The sequence below is a fragment of the Paenibacillus sp. FSL M8-0334 genome, from assembly GCF_038000405.1.
Taxonomy (GTDB): domain Bacteria; phylum Bacillota; class Bacilli; order Paenibacillales; family Paenibacillaceae; genus Paenibacillus_AQ; species Paenibacillus_AQ campinasensis.
The window spans coordinates 1,810,834-1,827,172 of sequence record NZ_JBBOCH010000002.1 but is presented as its reverse complement, the minus strand read 5'-3'; the positions used below and the strand labels follow the sequence as shown (position 1 = coordinate 1,827,172).

Below are 16,339 nucleotides of genomic sequence, written 5' to 3'. Positions count from 1 at the left end.
CATGACACAACAAAGCCACAGCTCCGGGAAGTTTGGCATCCCTGTGCCGTGGCTTTCATTAATAGAGTCCAAGTTATCTATAATTTACCTATTTCTGGATAATCGATGAAACTGGAGGGGCTGGCGTAGTGGCGAGGACAGCCTGGGTTCGGCTGCGCACGCCGAGCTTGCTATATATGCGGTTTAAGTATACCTTAACCGTGCCGAGTGTTAATCCCAGCTCATCCGCGATGTCTTGATTCGTGTAACCTAAATGCAGCAGCTTGACAACTTCGGTTTCCTGGGGCGTTAGGGAGTGCCCGGTTACGGTTGGATAAGGCCCCGAGTTCCCAGCTGCTGATTCCGCATCCAGGACGGCCGCCAGCGTACGAGCATAGGTTTTCAGTTCTGGTTGATCATCAAATGCAGAAGCAGCCAGCATCTCCTCCAACAATTCCAGAAGCCATACTCCTTCATCCGCGAAGGTGCGAATATAGCGGAATGGCTGGACACGCGCAAGGGCGTGATATATTCGCTCGAATGCATCCTGCTTCTTCCCTTGAGCCACATCTGCGCAAGCTTGGAGAACCATGATGGATACGGCAATGTTGACCATGCCGGATTCTTCAGCCTGGAGCAACAGTCGTGTCAGCAGGCTGCGGGATTCATCGATCCGCCTTTGGGCAATGAGCAGCCTGACCAGCGTGAGCGTCTCTTGAACTGAGCCAAGATGAACCCGCTGATCAGGGGAAATATTCATGTCCTTCATACGTGCCTCAGCGCGGTCAACAGCGCCCTCCTGGATATCCATATCCGCAAGAGCAGTCCATAACGGTTGGCACCATACCCCCTTGGATGCTCCCTCCAATCGATCAAGGGTCTGTTCAATCGTGGCTCTTGCCCCTGCACGATCTCCTCTGACAAGACTTAGTCTGGCCATCGTCAGCCGTACCGGGACGAACAGCCCCGCAATATTTAAGTAACGGCTTCCGGCCGTTATACGGTCCAGCAGTTCTTTACACTGATCCAGTTCGTTCCATTCATAGTAGCCCTCCACGAGCGCCTGCAGGACATATTGACACATGAGCGAGTCCCCCCACCCATTCTGTTCCAGAATCGATGTGATTTGCCACCCCAATGCTGAAGTCGTATCAGTCAAAGCCCCTTTCAGGCCAAAGGTTGTATATCTGACGAAAGGTTGATTGTGATTGTAATTGAACTCAAAAAATACCGGATCTTGCGGCAGGCGTTGCTGGATGGAGTCCGCAAAACGAAACCAATCCTGGAACTGGCCGGAATGAAACGCATGGTTGGCTTTGACAAAAAACAGCCCGCTTACATTTTCCAACTGCTCTTCATTTGAGGAAGAGTGGTCCAGCTCCGCCTCCATTGCTGCCATCATATCGCGAGCATCGTCAAACTTGCCCATAAATGTACGGACAAAAGCGCAGATCAGTCGCAGCTTGCCTGGCAGCGTGAAAGATTCCGGAAAACGATCAAACCATTCCTGAATGAGCCTGAACTCGCCGCGCATAACCAATTCGTGAAGATGTTGATCCAGTAACCCGGTTGCAAGATCATACGCCTCGGCCTCGAATGCAAGATCAACCGCCTCCTCGTACCATCCGATGCGTGCGTACGCATGGCATGCCTTGCGTTTCAAGAAGTTCCACCGCTCGGGGGATTGGTTTCTGAGCATTGCTTCGTAGAAATCGCCAGCCAGATGGTGGTAACGATAATAATCTCCACCGGCAGGAAGCAGGAACAGGTCTCTGCTCTGCAAATCGCTTATTTTCTCTTCGGAGTCCGAAATCCCCGTTACGGCTTCACATAGCGGAGTGTTGAACCGCTTAAGAACCGACGTCTCGAGTACAAAAATCCGGGTTGATTCGTCCAGTCCGCTCCATACCTCACGAAATAAGTAGTTGTCGATATATTTGCCCATATCCTGAGAACGAATCCATTCTGGCCATTGCTCGCTCGGCCGCTGCAGCAGTGTGATCAGTACCAGCTGCAGCCCAGCAGCCCAGCCCTCCGTACGTTCAACGAGGGAAATCACCCACTCCCTGGGCAGAGCTCGACCCAGAACGGATACGCACAGCTCTTCAGCATGATCGGGTGTAAAAGCCAGCTGATGCGCTCCAATTCTTTGCATTTTTCCACTGATGTGCCACGTCTGCAGTCCCTTCAGCGGAGGCTCGGTGCGTGATGCGATGACAACCTGTATCCTAGAGGGCAGATGGTCCAGCCAATAATTAAGGCTGTCATGAATCTCGTTACGTGTGATCAGATGATAGTCATCCAGCGCCACGCTAATCGGACCAGCCACCTCATACAACTCATTAAGGCATTGGTCCAGAAAAGGTCGAACCGAATGCTCGGAAAATTCCGCAAGCATAGACAGCAGCCGATCACTGGCACCTGCGGACAGATGTGGTTGAAGCGTATGTACGAGATATCGCCAAAATCGGTGCAAATCGTTATCATGCTCGTCAAGCGAAACCCAAGATATCCGTTGTTTGCTGCCGTGTACGATTTGCGTCATGGCCGTCGTTTTGCCACTGCCGGCGGGAGCGACAATCAAGGTAATTCCCTGCGTTGCCACTCCCCCAAGTGATGAGTGGAGATGTGATCGATTTATCCAGTGTTTACGGGGGACCGGGATTTCCAGCTTGTATTTCATAATGCCCGTCGTAACTCTCATGGCTTTCGCCTCCGTTTAAGGAACCACCTGCTCGAAAGGATGAGTTCATTGAAGTAAGGGCAACCGCTTCACCCTTCACTTTATTGTTGCGAATGAATGCCGAAGGGTCAAGTGCGATTTTTTCTCCGTTTACTGATCCAATATACGATTACAGAGATGATGATGAGCAGTGCGCCGAGGCCAAATTCAGCTGCTACTAGAAATCCGGCACCCAGCGCTCCCATGCCTTCGATTCGTCTCGCCTTGAACAGGTGATATCCGCCCATGCCGATGAGCATAAGACCAAAACCTTGCGATACATAAAATGCTAGCTTCATGAAGGTTCCCCTTTATTTCTCGCTTTCATATTCTCCCTTTATGACAAAAAACGAGCCCCGGACGGTTCCGGCTAATTTCGATTTCTGCCTTGCAAACTTAAACTTCCCTTCCAGCTCCTACGGTACCTCCATCCCTTCGGATAGTTTAAAGCCAACCGCCCGTTTCTTAGGATCATCCACCGTATACATCACATTAAGCGCAAGACCATCCTCATAGAAGACGTACGCAAATTTGATATTGTTCACCTGGAAACGCGAGGTTTCCAGAGGAGCAGCCGAGAACACAATCCCCCGCTCTTCCTGTAAAATCCGGTTCACATACTTCAGGGTTTCCTTGCTTTCGCTGGCAGGCACAACGGTAAATTCATGCTTATACTTATTCATGAAATAACGGGCTTCGTTTGCGCGTAAACCGGCAAGCGCCTCGGCTGCCGGGGATGATTCCAAACCAACCGTAGACACGCTTTTAAAATCGACCGTATAAGCCATCCTCATTCCTCCTATACCGTGGCTTCCTTTTTTATTTCCTCTTTATTTCCTCACAACAGGAATCCACATTTCCCCGTAGAACACCCCGTTGTGCTGCCCCATCTCCACCGTTGCGTTAGGTCCGCCAACATAGGCGATATGCTGTGCTTCCGGCAGCGCCTGTCCAAAGGCAATGCCTGTAAGCTTATTGCTAAGTTCTTCCCCTGTCTGAGCTTCCCCTTTAACGATCAGATATTCTCCCTTAGGGAATTGAATCACCCGGGTCGCTTCCGGCAAGGATGCATCAGTCATGACACCGGCATAATACATCATCTTGTGATTGACGGCCTCGTTCACGGCAAAAATGTAGTCGTTGACAGCGACACTCTTGAGCTTATCCAGCCTTCCATCCTCCTTAATCGTTTGCCAGAAGTCGGACTTCTCCTTATTAATGCCGGCATAATCAGTGTAATCGCTTTTCAGCTCCGTTCCGATGCCCAGTACGATAAAGCTGTCTTTTTCCTCGATTGTATAAGTAGCCATTATGAACCCTTCTCTCTTCGTTTATTGATCAAATGCTTGGAGTGTGCATCTGATAGGTTTATAATACCGTTAAATCATGTCAGAAAATGATACTGTTTAGGAGCCTCTCATGAAAAAAGTTGAACGCATTAACACCATCATGCGCTATATCAATAATCGTGCCCGTTTTACGATTTCCGAAATCATGCGGGAATTCAACATTTCGCGCTCCACCGCAATCCGGGACATCCGAGAAATTGAAGCAATGGGCATGCCGCTGGTCGCGGAAGTTGGGAGGGATGGCGGCTATTTTGTCATGAACAACTCGGTCCTCCCGACCGTCCGTTTCACCGACAATGAGCTCAAGGCGCTGTTTATCGCCTTCATGGCTACAAGAAACCTGCAGCTTCCTTATTTAAAGAGCCGTCATTCTTTGGCTGAGAAATTACTCGGACTGATTTCGCAAAACCAGCAGGACGACCTGGTTCTATTAAATCAGATCCTGATGTTTGAAGGAACCAATCCACATCATCCCGACTTGCTCGACCTGTCGGATCTGCCCCATCCCATGCTAGAGAACCTCATCAAAATGCTTTTGACAGACAGGCATCTCTTCGTATCGGTTGAAGTCGAGAGCGAAATCAGGTCCTACCCGATCTATGTGCTGCACTTATATCGTGAGAAGAGCGTCTGGCTCATCGAAGCCTTTGACCTGGAGGAAGAACAGCAGCGGATTCTTCCTGTCGATTATCTCACGGAGGTCACACCGTACCAGGGCAAAAGGAGAATAAGCAAGAAAAAGATAGCGGAGCAGTTAAGCCGGCAGGCAGAAACGAGCAACCTGGTTCTGGATCTTGGGCCTAAAGCGATTGCCCAGTTCAAAAAATACCACCCTTTCAAGTTTTCAATTTCGTATACGAATCCATATCAGACCTCGGCCAGCTTGAGCGCGTACATTCATGTCGATGATTCCGAAGCATTGACCGAGATCACCAACTGGCTGTTATTTTTGGGTGATGATGTACAGATCCGGCAGATGCCGGAAGAAGTCGCAACAGCATTGTGTCACAGAATAAACTCTTACTCCCTTAAGACGTAGAAAAACAGCTTCAAGCGATATTTGTTGTCCTGATCTTGAGCTTAATTTAGAATAGAAAAAACCGCGGAATCCGCGGCTTCTTAATCATGTTCAAAGTGTCTTAATTTTCACCATCTTACGCTTGCCTACTTGTAATATCAATCCATCCGTGATGACCACTTCTAGCTTGATGTCTTCCACTTTCTCATTGTTTATTTTAACGCCTCTGCTTTCAATCATTCTACGCGCTTCACTTTTAGATTTCAGCAGGTTGAGATCTACCAATAAATCAACAATGGATGTTTTAAAAACCCCTTTCCATTCCACTTCCGTCATTTCCTCAGGTAGTTCCCCTTGCTGAAAAACTCTAACAAAACGTTGTTCTGCATTCTCGGCAGCTTCTGAACCGTGGTACATTCTTACTATGGTTTTAGCTAGCAGCATTTTTGCATCTCTAGGGTGCAGGGCACCTGAATCCAATTCATTTGCAATTTGCTGAATTTGCTCTGGGGTGAAATCCGTAATCAGTTCAAAGTATTTATCCATTAACTTATCAGGGATAGACATGGATTTTCCATACATGTCGTCAGGGCTTTCATCAATGCCAATGTAATTCTTCTTCGATTTAGACATCTTCTCTGTCCCATCTAGCCCCTCCAGCAACGGCATGAGCAATGCAACCTGTTTTTCCTTTCCCAATTTTTCTTGAAAATGACGGCCCATAAGCACATTAAAATGTTGATCTGTTCCTCCAAGTTCAATATCGCATGCTAACACTACAGAATCGTATCCCTGCATCAATGGGTAAAAAAATTCGTGCAGAGAGATCGGTTTTCCCCAAGCAATTCTCTCCTCAAAATCATCTCTTTCCATCAGTCTGGCTACAGTTATTTTTCCCGCCAGTTGGATGACATCCTCAAAACTAAGCTTGGATAACCATGTTGAGTTATAATGCAATTCCACTTTTTCCATATCAACCACTTTTCCGAATTGTTCGAAGTAAGTTTTGGCGTTATGCTCTACTTCCTCAGTGGTTAATGGTTTTCTGGCAACAGACTTGCCAGTTGGGTCCCCGATCTTCCCTGTAAAATCTCCAATCAGCAACTGGATGATATGACCATTGTCTTGAAATTGCTTTAATTTCTTTAGCACTACGGTATGACCGAGATGGACGTCTGGAGCAGAAGGATCCAGTCCTAACTTGATTTTAAGGGGGCGATTTTCCAGGACTGATCTAGCCACTTTCAGTTCTAACTCTTCAGTAGGTATGATGTCAGCCACACCCTGGACGTACAAGTCCATCTGTCTTTTTACTTCCTGTAACTGCTTCTTGCTCAGTTGGTTCATGACTTCGTTCATTTCCTTATTCCTCCATTTATATAAAAAATAAACACCCCATCCCCTAAAAGGGACGTGGTGTTGCACGCGGTACCACCCTAATTGAAGGATCATTATCCTTCCACTTTACGATTTAACGGCTCGCCCGTTCTTTGCACCATACAAAGAAAGCTCAAGGAATGTATTTCGTATTATCTATGTGTCGATTCTCACCAGCCATCGACTCTCTGGATACAGGGAGATAACTACTACTTGATTTCCTGTCTGCGCTTTTGAATATAGGTTTAGAAATGATTCGATCGAATTACGATACGAAGTAAATTGCTCAATATTTTTTGTTCATCTACGGTTAGTTCAGAAAAAACCTCAACCTCTCCCTTGTGAAATAACGGGTACAGCACTTCCATGATTTCTCTGCCTTTTTCCGTCAACACAACGTAAGTAAGCCTTTTGTCTGTGGCATCACTTTTTCGATAACATAGATTTTTGTTTTCCAATGTTTTCGTGATATTGCTAACGGTAGCTTTAGAAACCCCGGCAGATGTGGCTAATTTCCTCGTCTCTACCGCTTCCCATATCCACATATCATATAGCATGGAGAAGGCAGTCCAAGAGAGGCCATATCTTGATAAAACCTCTTGCTCCATCTTATTTCTTAAACCTTGAGCAACCCGATATACATTTGTTGCCGCTGCAATGGCTTCAAGATTTAACGAATGGATCGGGAGTTCAGTTAAACGATTAATTGTATCCATTTCTTCAGGCAGCAGTTCGCCCTTATCATTAATTGAATGAATAATCCCGCCCCCTTTTTCGATATTCATTAGCTATGAAACGTTAGTCATGAAACGATGATAGCAAATAAAAAGAGATGTTGCAATCAGAAAATCAGCGAAAACCGGATAGATCATCTTAAGATCTGGTTATACCTTAGTAAATGTCAAAAGAGGAGTGATCACACCCATGAAAGCACTAACGTATCAAGGGAAGCGTAACGTCAAGGTCAAGAACGTACCGGATGCAAGACTGGAAACGAAGGATGATATTCTGGTCAAAGTCACCTCTACCGCGATTTGCGGCTCGGATTTGCATCTGTTTAACGGGGAAATTCCGAGGATGCGCGACGATTACATTATTGGCCACGAACCGATGGGGATTGTTGAGGATGTAGGTCCAGCTGTCACCAAAGTCAAGAAAGGCGACCGGGTCATTATCCCGTTCAATGTTGCGTGCGGTCAGTGCTTCTTCTGTCAAAACCACATGGAGAGCCAGTGTGACCATGCCAACGAAACGAAGGATACGGGCGGGTATCTGGGTTATTCGGATTCCTACGGCGGGTTTGCGGGCGGCCAGGCCGAGCTGCTGCGTGTGCCATACGGCAACTTCATGCCGTTTAAGGTGCCGGAGGATGCGGAAATGGAAGACGAGAAACTACTGTTCCTGTCGGATATCGTCCCGACCGCGTGGTGGGGCGTGGAGAGTGCCGGCGTCCAAAAAGGAGATACCGTCATTGTGCTCGGCTGCGGCCCGGTCGGCCTGCTCACCCAGAAATTCGCCTGGATGAAAGGCGCATCCCGGGTCATTGCAGTGGATCACATCCCCTATCGCCTGCAGCACGCCGAGCGGACGAACAAGGTTGAGGTGTTCAACTTTGAGGAAAGGGACAACTTCGAAGGCAATATGAAAGAGATTACCCGCGGCGGTGCGGATGTGGTGATCGACTGTGTGGGGCTTGATGCCAAGAAGAACCTGCTGGAAAAGGTGGGGACCGCGTTGATGCTGCAGGGCGGATCCTTGGGCGCCTTTGAAATTGCATCCAAGGTGGTCAGAAAGTTTGGCACCATTCAGCTCGTGGGCGTGTACGGTTTAAGGTACAACATGTTTCCGCTGGGGCATCTGTTTGAACGGAACATCACGCTGAAGATGGGCCAGGCGCCTGTCATCCATTACATGCCGGAGCTCTACCAGATGATGAAGGAAGGCAAGTTCGATCCCACTGACATCATTACGCATCGTCTTCCGCTTGAACAAGCCGAGCACGGATATGATATTTTTGATAACAAAAAAGAGAACTGCATCAAAGTCATTTTGAAGCCTTAAGCGAAAACGCCGTTCGAAGGCCAGGAGTCACTGCGAAGTGGCTCCTGGTTTTTTCATCTGCTCATGAGGTGGTGTTCCTTCTGGTGACCATCAGAAGCGAGTCCAATGATACAACAGGACTGTTTCGAAAAGCCAGAGAAATGGCTTACATTGTTACAAGGAAAATCGATGCTGGACTTTAGTCGAGGTCACCGTCCTCCTGCGGTCTGTTTCGCCGCATGCACCCGATCCGTTACAATATAAACCAAATGTAATCATTATGACGGTTGTAGGAGCGATGAATCATGAATTACGAACATAAAGTGCGGAAGGAAATTGACACCTGGGAACAACAGATGTTTAAATCGCCGGGATGGTTGGAGAAAACGTCCAAAAACATCAGCAACCGCATCAATCTATTCATTCCTTCCAAAGTGCACAACATGATTACCACGACCATCCGTTCCATTGTACGCACGGCGCTGTTCGGTGCGGAGTATACGCCTGGCCGTCCGGTGGGGCGCGCGCTGGATCTGGAACAGGCTGATCAGGAGGCAAGAGAACGGTTTGCCCAGTATCAGAAAATCGCCGTGGCGGAAGGTGCTGGTACAGGCGCTGGCGGCATCGTGCTGAGTATGGTGGACTTTCCGGCACTCATTGCCATTAAAATGAAATTTTTGTTTGAGCTTGCCCATGTCTATGGTTATGATACCAAACATTTTGCCGAGCGGGTGTTCATCCTCAAGGTATTTCAAATGACATTTGCAGGACAGAACAGCCGTGCCGAGCAGCTGGAGGCCATCAAACATTGGCATCTTGAGAAGGACCGATGGAAATCGGATGGCGAATATTATAAGAACATGGACTGGGAGACGTTCCAGATCGAATACCGGGATAGCATGGATTTTCGAAAAATGCTTCAGATGCTGCCAGGGATCGGCGCCTTCGCTGGTGCGTGGGCGAATTATACGATTCTGGAGGAGCTGCGCGAATACGCCATGAATGCTTACCGTCTGCGCTGGCTGCAGGAACAAACGGGACTTTGAACGGCTCAAGGTGCGGCCGGCTAATCACAGGGTTAGCCGGCTTTCCTTTACGATGAAGCTTGTCCCATCCGGACCCGAAATTTTGCACCCTATCCCGAAATTCCAGCAATACGAAATATTGTAAAATATCATTACAATCTACTTTGTAAACGCTTTAAATCATGCTGAGCTTCAGCTAAGGAGTGATGTTATCCACGTACCTGTTCTGTCGAACCTGATTTTCAAATTGAATGACAAGGAGGAAATCTGATGATCCGCACAAAAATGTCGTCCCTGCTGCTTCTGTCACTGCTGCTCATCTGTTCCACGCTCTTCACCCCAAAGGTCGAAGCTGCTGACTACACTCAGGGTGTTGATGTATCTGGAAGCACCGCCACAATCTGGTTCAAATCCACGGTCAACACAAGCTGGGTGGATGTACATTACACCGTGAACAACGGCGTGCAGCAAAACCTCAGAATGACGTATAACGGCGGTCAAGCCCGTTACGAACAAGCCATCCCCGGCATCGCTGCCGGCAACGTCATTCGGTATTCGTTTACTTACAATAACGGAATCCCTGCATACGACACTGGCACCTTTACTTACACCGTAGGTACAACACCGTCGCCTGCCCCTTCTTCCGGCTCGATCTATGACATCCATCCGTCCTCGATTCCGATGCCGCCAAGCGGCGCTGTTTCGGTGAAAATCATGAATGGAACCAACGGCGCGTATGCTGACTCACAAATCTATTGGGGCGTGCTTGGCATCAATCCGGCCAACGGACGCTGGAGCTACCTGGACCTGAGCGGAAATCTGATTCCGATCTCCAGTGCACTGAATGATGCGCCGGGCCATTTAACGAAGAACGGGATCAACTATGCGAACATTTATCACAAGGTAAGTGATGCCAACTGGGTCACTTTGCCTCAGATAACATCAGGCCGAATGTTCCTGAGCGTGAACACCCCGATGTACCTGAAAACGTTTGACGATGGCTTTGCCGGTCCGGACCTGAACAATCCGACAGACCCGAATCGCGATATTATTTTTGATTTCGTTGAATTTACAATTGATCATGCGGGATACCATGGTAATACGACCCGTGTCGATGGGTTCGGTTTCCCGATCCAGCATCGCCTGGTGAACATATCCGGTTCCTTCGATCAGACTGTGGGTGAATATGAATCTGAAACCCGCAGCGGCATTTTCGCCAAGTTCCAGGCCGAGGTTCCTGCAGAATTCAAATCGCTCGCTACGGTTCAAGCTCCATACCGCATCGTTGCGCCGATTCACGGTTCCTTTGCCCAGGGCGGAGCGAATGCCAATTATTTTGCCGGATACTCCCCTTACAGTACGCAGGATATCTTCCGCTGTGATGGCGCTTTAACAGATGCAGCGACCTGTGCAGCGATCAATCGTCATGTGTATACGAGCAATGACTGGAACAACGTGTCCAATTACTATAAAGGTACACCGGCTAACTATTACGCCAAATTCTGGCATGACCACAGCATTAACGGCCTGGCCTACGGATTTGCGTATGATGATGTCAATGGCCAAGCCGCTTATCTCGAAGTCGGCGACCCGAAAGGCTTGATCATTCGCGTTGGCTGGTAATCTCTCGAACTCCGGTTATGCCCATATTCCTGTAAAAGCCGCGGAGCTCCGCGGCTTTTCGTATGAAGGTTATTCTGATTCCCGGATCGATCCATTCACTCTCCTGTCGATGCCTCTCCACCACACAGATGAAGTGTCCGGATCGAATACGGAAGAAGACAAAGTAACAGGTTCTCCGATTCTGGGGGTGACAATATCCACTTGCTTCTGCCGAGCTGCCCGGATTACCCGCTCAACCGGTTCATTCCAGTCATGGAAAGCGAGCGTAAATCCGGCCCAATGAATCGGAAGCAGGCGCCTTCCTCTCACATCCAGATGTGCCTGCACGGTCTCTTCCGGCATCATATGAATATGGGCCCACCGTTTATCGTACTGGCCGCACTCCATAAAGGTAACATCAAATGGCCCGTACTTCTCGCCAATCTCTCGAAAATGCGGGCCGTACCCGCTGTCTCCGCTAAAATACACCCGGCTCTCACGCCCGATGATGACCCAGGACGACCACAAGGTCGAATCCCGGTCAAACAGGCTGCGCCCGGAGAAATGTCTCGCCGGCGTACATACAAGCTGAAGTCCATCGAGTGCCGATGAATCCCACCAGTTGTGTTCGGTTATGTTCTCCTTCGGTATCCCCCATCGCTGCAAATGGCTCCCCAGGCCAAGCGGAACATAGAAGTGCCGCACCTTCCCCTTCAGCTTCCGGACCGAATCGTAATCGAGATGATCATAATGATCATGCGAGAAAATAACGGCATCGATAACCGGCAGCTCTTCCAGATTGATCGGAATGTCCTTGCTGTATCGCTGGTTGCCCAGAACAGGCAGCGGCGACGGCGATTTTCCGAACATCGGGTCCAGCAGGACCGTGCTCCCTTCCATTTCAAGCATTAGTGCCGAGTGACCAAACCAGGTGACGCGGATTCCTTCTTTCTGCGGGATGCTTGCGGGATCCACCGGTTTCATCGGCAGCGGGGAAGCCGGGTTTCGGTTCGGGTTGCCATAGAGATAGTCCTTGAGGATGGACATAAAATCCGCTGCGCCCATGCTCATGGAGGTGGGAGTTTGATTTAGAAACCGGCGATGCTTGAAATTTGAGAGCTGCTGAAATTGAATTCGCTGCGCTCTCGGAACTTGTTTCCCAAAAGGCGGGTAATAGAGTAAAAAAAATGCGATGAATACGATGATCGCTGCGCATATCAGTAGAATGATCATACCGTTCTCTCCCTCCGTGCCCCATAACTGAATGAATGTTCGTTTATTATATATGTGTATTAAACGAATGTCGGCCTGCAAGGTGATCGCTCTCCCTTCAGGTCTCATGCAACGATCATAAAGGATCATTTTATCCATCGTCAAGTGGCTGGAATCCTCATGCTTCACATCGGCTGGTTGTCAGGCCAATTATCCGGATCGTCCATACCACATCTGGCCAAGCGACATATGAATATTCCGTACTCTAGTTTCTATCAAAACTTAGGGAGGAATTTCGTATGTGGTTATGGATTGGGGTATCAGCCGCAGCATTGATTGTGCTGGGGTTCTTGCTCTATCGGCTGTACAGTCAACACGCTGACCGCCAGTTCCCTCCTCACGTCGCTCATGAGCTTGTCGTTCGGTTTGCCGAGGGCATCACTCAGGAGCAGATCGATGCCATTCACAAGAAGGCCCGATGTGAGGTTGTAGAAACCAGCGAAGACCTCGGTTACACCCGAGTTAAGTCCAAGCGCAGCATGCGCAGGCTATTGAAGCATTACAGCAAGCTGAAGGAAATACAATATGCAGAGCCCAACATTTTGTTTAACGCCTTTTACACGCCTAATGATCCTTACTTCGCTTCTTACCAGTACGGTCCCCAGAAGATTGCAGCCCCGGAAGCATGGGAGGTGACCCAAAGCGCCCCGGATGTGGTCGTTGCTGTTCTGGACACTGGGGTCCAGCTGGATCATCCTGAACTCGCACCCAAGCTCGTTAACGGGTACGATTTTGTAGACGGAGATGCGGTGCCATATGACGGGAACGGCCACGGCACCCATGTCGCAGGCATACTAGCAGCGGCCACGAATAATGCTCGCGGCATTGCGGGGGTCGCCCCTCTTGCTTCCATCATGCCTGTTCGGGTGCTCGACAACAGCGGAAGCGGCACGCTGAGCAGCGTGGCCAGCGGCATCATCTATGCTGTGAATCAGGGTGCACGTGTGATCAACCTTAGCCTTGGCTCACGCTCCACGGCGCAAACGCTTCAAAATGCAATTCAATAAGCTTGGGATCGTGGTGTCGTCGTCATAGCTGCTGCAGGGAACGAAAATACCAATGCGCCAGCCTACCCTGCTTATTATCCGAACGTCATCGCTGTCGCTTCGACGAACCAGCATGATGCCCGCTCCAGCTTCTCGAATTATGGTAACTGGGTCGATGTCGCTGCACCGGGTGATCAGATACTGTCCACGTACTTGCGGGGGAATTATGCTTACCTGAGCGGCACTTCCATGGCAGCCCCCCATGTCGCCGGCGTCGCCGGACTGCTCGCTGCGCAGCAGAGAACCCATTTGCAGATTCACAATGCGATAGTGGAAACGGCCGATCCGATCCCGGGCACGGGGACGTTATGGAGACATGGCCGGGTTAATGCTGCCCGGGCTGTACACATGCCCACATCCTAGACCAAGCCTGGTTCACATCTTCCATCTCTCCGCCGAATGTCGCTTACCAAATGATGAAATGTCAGAGCCTCAACCTCTCGAGGGTTGGGGCTCTTCCTCGGTATGAGCAATGCATAATTCGGAACGCATCATCCTGCCGATCCAAATCGCTGCTAAATGTTTTTCAGCTTCAGTTCATATTGGCTGTGTCTGATGTACGTATCGGGGAAGTTATAGGATAGGATTCGATTCAAGATTCCATCTCCCGAGAGTAATATTCTTTCGTGGTCAAAGGAGGAATTACACGATTGTCAAAAGCAGAAAATGATTACCTCCCACACGGAGAAGAGGTTGTACATTTATGGCACCACTGAAATTCAAGGTGAATTTGTCATCGACCGATAGCTGGTTAGGGGTGTTCATCCCTCATTATTTGCCTACCCAACCATGCTCATATGCATACCGGGCGATCTGAACTCGATTAGCCAGATGTAGCTTTTGAAGAATATTCTTCAGATGATTTTTTACGGTATGCTCGGAAATGCTAAGCTGGCTTGATATTTCCTTATTGCTCATTCCATTCGCTACAAGAACCAGGATTTCGCGTTCCCGTTCGGTTAATGGGTGTTCCTGCAGCCTATCTGCACGCAAAGGGGACATTTCCTTCAATATCCGGAAGGCCAGCTCACGTGTCACCGGCGCTTCATCGATGGCAACCGCCTTCAAATACTCATGCCATGCTTCCGGTTCCATGTTTTTCAAAAGATAACCCTGGGCCCCCTTTTTTAGCGCATCAAACAAATGAGCAATATCGTCTGACACGGTAACCATAACAACCTTGACGTAAGGATATACTTCTTTAAGCTTCTTAGTCGCTTCCAATCCGCCCATTCCCGGCATTTGAATATCCATTAGAATCAAATCCGGCATAAAGCGCTCACTTAAAGATAAGGCTTCTTCCCCGCTTCTGCCCTCTGCAATCACTTCAAAGGCAGGATCACTCTCCAGGATTAACCGGACTCCTTCTCTGGCCATTTCACTATCGTCGATGATCAACACACGGAATTTCGACAATTTATCATGTCTCCTTTCGAATTTGAACCAGGGTTTCCCCATTTTGTCGTGTAATGTTCATTTTCCAGGACATTGCGTTGGCGCGATCGCGCATCATTTTAATTCCGTACTGATTGCTCGCGATCATATCTTCCGGCTTTAACCCTTTTCCGTTATCAGAAATCTGGCACAACCACCCCGTAACCGTTGCATATGCCTCAATTCGGACTTGCTTCGCCTCTGCATGCTTGTGAATGTTGAGCAGTGCTTCACGAATGATCGCAAATAATTCCACTTTTTCTTTAGAAGACAACAGAGATTCCGGAATATCCCAGCATGTTTCGAATTCCATAGTGGTTTCCTGCCGAAGCTCATCGATAAGACTTTCTATCCCCTGCAACCATGGGTTTTTATTTACATCAGCCTCATGCCTTAAATTGGCGATGGCTTGTCTGACATAGTCGTTAGTACGATGCACGCTCTCTTTTAATTTGTGTAAAGGAAGCTCGTTCCCTTGATCCATTCGATCCAATTGTGTTATTTGCGCGTTAATAAAAAACAGAGATTGCGCAATGCCGTCATGCAATTCCCGCGCTATTTTTTCCCGTTCCTCTAAAACGGCTCGTACCGCTTTCGCGCGATTAAGCTCTTCCTGGTTATGCTCAATCAAAGAAAATAATTGTGTAAGAAATAGTAGGGAGACCAGAAGTACAATAACAGGGGCAAGCCAATTTCCAAGCTCCATCGAAATATACGGTAGCAAAAATTCATGCCGTACATATTCCCAGATCCCGATGGTCAACGTGGGTATCGTAAGAATTAGCCATTTGATTTGTTTATAGCTCATAAGACATTCTCCTTGTAGGGAAGATAAAAGATGCATGTTCCTTCATTTTAACCCACACAGTGATTAATCTCCCTTGATTTGGTCCATTAAGTATAAAATATCCTCCATCTCTGTCAGCTCCCCCTCGTGTCTTTCCAGAACGGTACCGTCTGCATCAACCACGACAGTGAGTGGCATTCCAACCACTTGATATTTTTGTTTGATTTTCAGATCGCTGTCTAACACAACCGGAAATTCAAGCTCATACCGATCCACGAATCTTTGTATTGTTTCTTTGTTCTCACCAACATTGATAGCAAGCATTTCCACACCGGTAAGCCTATATGCCTCGTTCAACAGCGGTAGCTCATTGACACATGGATTGCACCAGGATGCCCAGAAATTAAGTATAACTCCCTTCCCTTCGTAATTCGTCAGATCAATTTCTTCCCCCTCCAAGTTTAATGATGAGAATGCAGGAGCAGACGCTCCTGGAACAGCATGACTACGTGGCGAAACGTAGAAATGCGACACAGAGTATACGGCTCCCATGACGAAAACAATCAGCAAAACATAATGAATCCATCGGCGAATTTTCATATTCAATCCATCCTCCTCGCTCACAAATTAGACAACCCCTCTATATTATTGACTCTAAAGAGCCATAGAAATAGCAGCCTAACTTATT

At 48.5% G+C, this 16,339-nt stretch carries 13 protein-coding genes, 2 pseudogenes and 1 other annotated feature; of the genes and pseudogenes, 5 read left to right on the top strand and 10 right to left on the bottom strand.

What is annotated here, in order from left to right; genetic code table 11:
* Window positions 1-88: 88 nt before the first annotated feature.
* The 4 genes and pseudogenes from MKX64_RS22390 to MKX64_RS22375 all read right to left on the bottom strand — a co-directional run bounded on the left by MKX64_RS22390 (window position 89) and on the right by MKX64_RS22375 (window position 4,011).
* On the bottom strand, window positions 89-2,683 hold the full coding sequence (locus tag MKX64_RS22390) for a LuxR C-terminal-related transcriptional regulator (RefSeq protein WP_341037469.1): 2,595 nt from the start codon (window positions 2,681-2,683) through the stop codon (window positions 89-91).
* 107 nt (window positions 2,684-2,790) lie between these two features.
* Window positions 2,791-3,000: a hypothetical protein gene (locus MKX64_RS22385; RefSeq protein ID WP_155618724.1), complete on the bottom strand. Its 210-nt coding sequence runs from the start codon at window positions 2,998-3,000 to the stop codon at window positions 2,791-2,793.
* A gap of 12 nt (window positions 3,001-3,012) precedes the next feature.
* Window positions 3,013-3,489 (bottom strand): annotated as a pseudogene (locus MKX64_RS22380) (phage tail protein).
* Between the two features lie 42 nt (window positions 3,490-3,531).
* Window positions 3,532-4,011 carry a GyrI-like domain-containing protein gene (locus tag MKX64_RS22375; protein ID WP_155618725.1) on the bottom strand — a complete coding sequence of 160 codons (480 nt, stop codon included), beginning with the start codon at window positions 4,009-4,011 and terminating at the stop codon, window positions 3,532-3,534.
* A gap of 109 nt (window positions 4,012-4,120) precedes the next feature.
* On the opposite strand from MKX64_RS22375, the gene MKX64_RS22370 reads away from it, so the two are divergent.
* Window positions 4,121-5,089, top strand: coding sequence for a helix-turn-helix transcriptional regulator (locus MKX64_RS22370; protein WP_155618726.1), 969 nt, complete (start codon window positions 4,121-4,123; stop codon window positions 5,087-5,089).
* 90 nt (window positions 5,090-5,179) lie between these two features.
* Here the strand turns inward: MKX64_RS22370 and tyrS are convergent, their stop codons facing one another.
* Entirely contained in the window at window positions 5,180-6,427 is a 1,248-nt protein-coding gene (gene tyrS / locus MKX64_RS22365) for a tyrosine--tRNA ligase (protein ID WP_155618727.1), read from the bottom strand.
* Window positions 6,428-6,472: 45 nt separating this feature from the next.
* Window positions 6,473-6,682 (bottom strand) — a binding site (T-box leader).
* Between the two features lie 8 nt (window positions 6,683-6,690).
* Window positions 6,691-7,230, bottom strand: coding sequence for a MarR family transcriptional regulator (locus tag MKX64_RS22360; RefSeq protein ID WP_155618728.1), 540 nt, complete (start codon window positions 7,228-7,230; stop codon window positions 6,691-6,693).
* A gap of 139 nt (window positions 7,231-7,369) precedes the next feature.
* On the opposite strand from MKX64_RS22360, the gene MKX64_RS22355 reads away from it, so the two are divergent.
* From MKX64_RS22355 to MKX64_RS22345, 3 genes are all read left to right on the top strand, one after another.
* Window positions 7,370-8,506, top strand: coding sequence for a zinc-dependent alcohol dehydrogenase (locus MKX64_RS22355; RefSeq protein WP_155618729.1), 1,137 nt, complete (start codon window positions 7,370-7,372; stop codon window positions 8,504-8,506).
* Between the two features lie 284 nt (window positions 8,507-8,790).
* Window positions 8,791-9,531: an EcsC family protein gene (locus MKX64_RS22350; RefSeq protein ID WP_155618730.1), complete on the top strand. Its 741-nt coding sequence runs from the start codon at window positions 8,791-8,793 to the stop codon at window positions 9,529-9,531.
* Between the two features lie 249 nt (window positions 9,532-9,780).
* Complete coding sequence (locus tag MKX64_RS22345) at window positions 9,781-11,133, top strand: glycoside hydrolase family 64 protein (protein WP_341037464.1); 1,353 nt, start codon at window positions 9,781-9,783, stop codon at window positions 11,131-11,133.
* A gap of 69 nt (window positions 11,134-11,202) precedes the next feature.
* On the opposite strand, the gene MKX64_RS22340 is transcribed toward MKX64_RS22345, so the two are convergent.
* A complete protein-coding gene (locus tag MKX64_RS22340) occupies window positions 11,203-12,345 on the bottom strand; it encodes an MBL fold metallo-hydrolase (RefSeq protein WP_155618732.1) in 1,143 nt (380 codons plus the stop codon).
* Between the two features lie 278 nt (window positions 12,346-12,623).
* Between MKX64_RS22340 and MKX64_RS22335 the strand changes: the two are divergent.
* Window positions 12,624-13,793: pseudogene (locus MKX64_RS22335) on the top strand (S8 family peptidase).
* A gap of 408 nt (window positions 13,794-14,201) precedes the next feature.
* Here the strand turns inward: MKX64_RS22335 and MKX64_RS22330 are convergent.
* The 3 genes from MKX64_RS22330 to MKX64_RS22320 form a co-directional block, all read right to left on the bottom strand.
* The gene (locus MKX64_RS22330) at window positions 14,202-14,846 is read right to left on the bottom strand and encodes a response regulator (RefSeq protein WP_230875707.1); all 645 of its coding nucleotides are present in this window, start codon (window positions 14,844-14,846) and stop codon (window positions 14,202-14,204) included.
* A gap of 4 nt (window positions 14,847-14,850) precedes the next feature.
* Window positions 14,851-15,672, bottom strand: coding sequence for a sensor histidine kinase (locus MKX64_RS22325; protein ID WP_341037460.1), 822 nt, complete (start codon window positions 15,670-15,672; stop codon window positions 14,851-14,853).
* Between the two features lie 63 nt (window positions 15,673-15,735).
* On the bottom strand, window positions 15,736-16,251 hold the full coding sequence (locus tag MKX64_RS22320) for a redoxin domain-containing protein (protein ID WP_155618147.1): 516 nt from the start codon (window positions 16,249-16,251) through the stop codon (window positions 15,736-15,738).
* Between the last annotated feature and the right edge of the window lie 88 nt (window positions 16,252-16,339).

Excerpts from the sequence above, each read along its gene's own strand:
- MKX64_RS22390 (WP_341037469.1), bottom strand. The coding sequence starts at position 2,683 with ATGAGAGTTACGACGGGCATTATGAAATACAAGCTGGAAATCCCGGTC.
- MKX64_RS22385 (WP_155618724.1), bottom strand. The coding sequence starts at position 3,000 with ATGAAGCTAGCATTTTATGTATCGCAAGGTTTTGGTCTTATGCTCATC.
- MKX64_RS22375 (WP_155618725.1), bottom strand. The coding sequence starts at position 4,011 with ATGGCTACTTATACAATCGAGGAAAAAGACAGCTTTATCGTACTGGGC.
- MKX64_RS22370 (WP_155618726.1), top strand. The coding sequence starts at position 4,121 with ATGAAAAAAGTTGAACGCATTAACACCATCATGCGCTATATCAATAAT.
- tyrS (WP_155618727.1), bottom strand. The coding sequence starts at position 6,427 with ATGAACGAAGTCATGAACCAACTGAGCAAGAAGCAGTTACAGGAAGTA.
- MKX64_RS22360 (WP_155618728.1), bottom strand. The coding sequence starts at position 7,230 with ATGAATATCGAAAAAGGGGGCGGGATTATTCATTCAATTAATGATAAG.
- MKX64_RS22355 (WP_155618729.1), top strand. The coding sequence starts at position 7,370 with ATGAAAGCACTAACGTATCAAGGGAAGCGTAACGTCAAGGTCAAGAAC.
- MKX64_RS22350 (WP_155618730.1), top strand. The coding sequence starts at position 8,791 with ATGAATTACGAACATAAAGTGCGGAAGGAAATTGACACCTGGGAACAA.
- MKX64_RS22345 (WP_341037464.1), top strand. The coding sequence starts at position 9,781 with ATGATCCGCACAAAAATGTCGTCCCTGCTGCTTCTGTCACTGCTGCTC.
- MKX64_RS22340 (WP_155618732.1), bottom strand. The coding sequence starts at position 12,345 with ATGATCATTCTACTGATATGCGCAGCGATCATCGTATTCATCGCATTT.
- MKX64_RS22325 (WP_341037460.1), bottom strand. The coding sequence starts at position 15,672 with ATGAGCTATAAACAAATCAAATGGCTAATTCTTACGATACCCACGTTG.
- MKX64_RS22320 (WP_155618147.1), bottom strand. The coding sequence starts at position 16,251 with ATGAAAATTCGCCGATGGATTCATTATGTTTTGCTGATTGTTTTCGTC.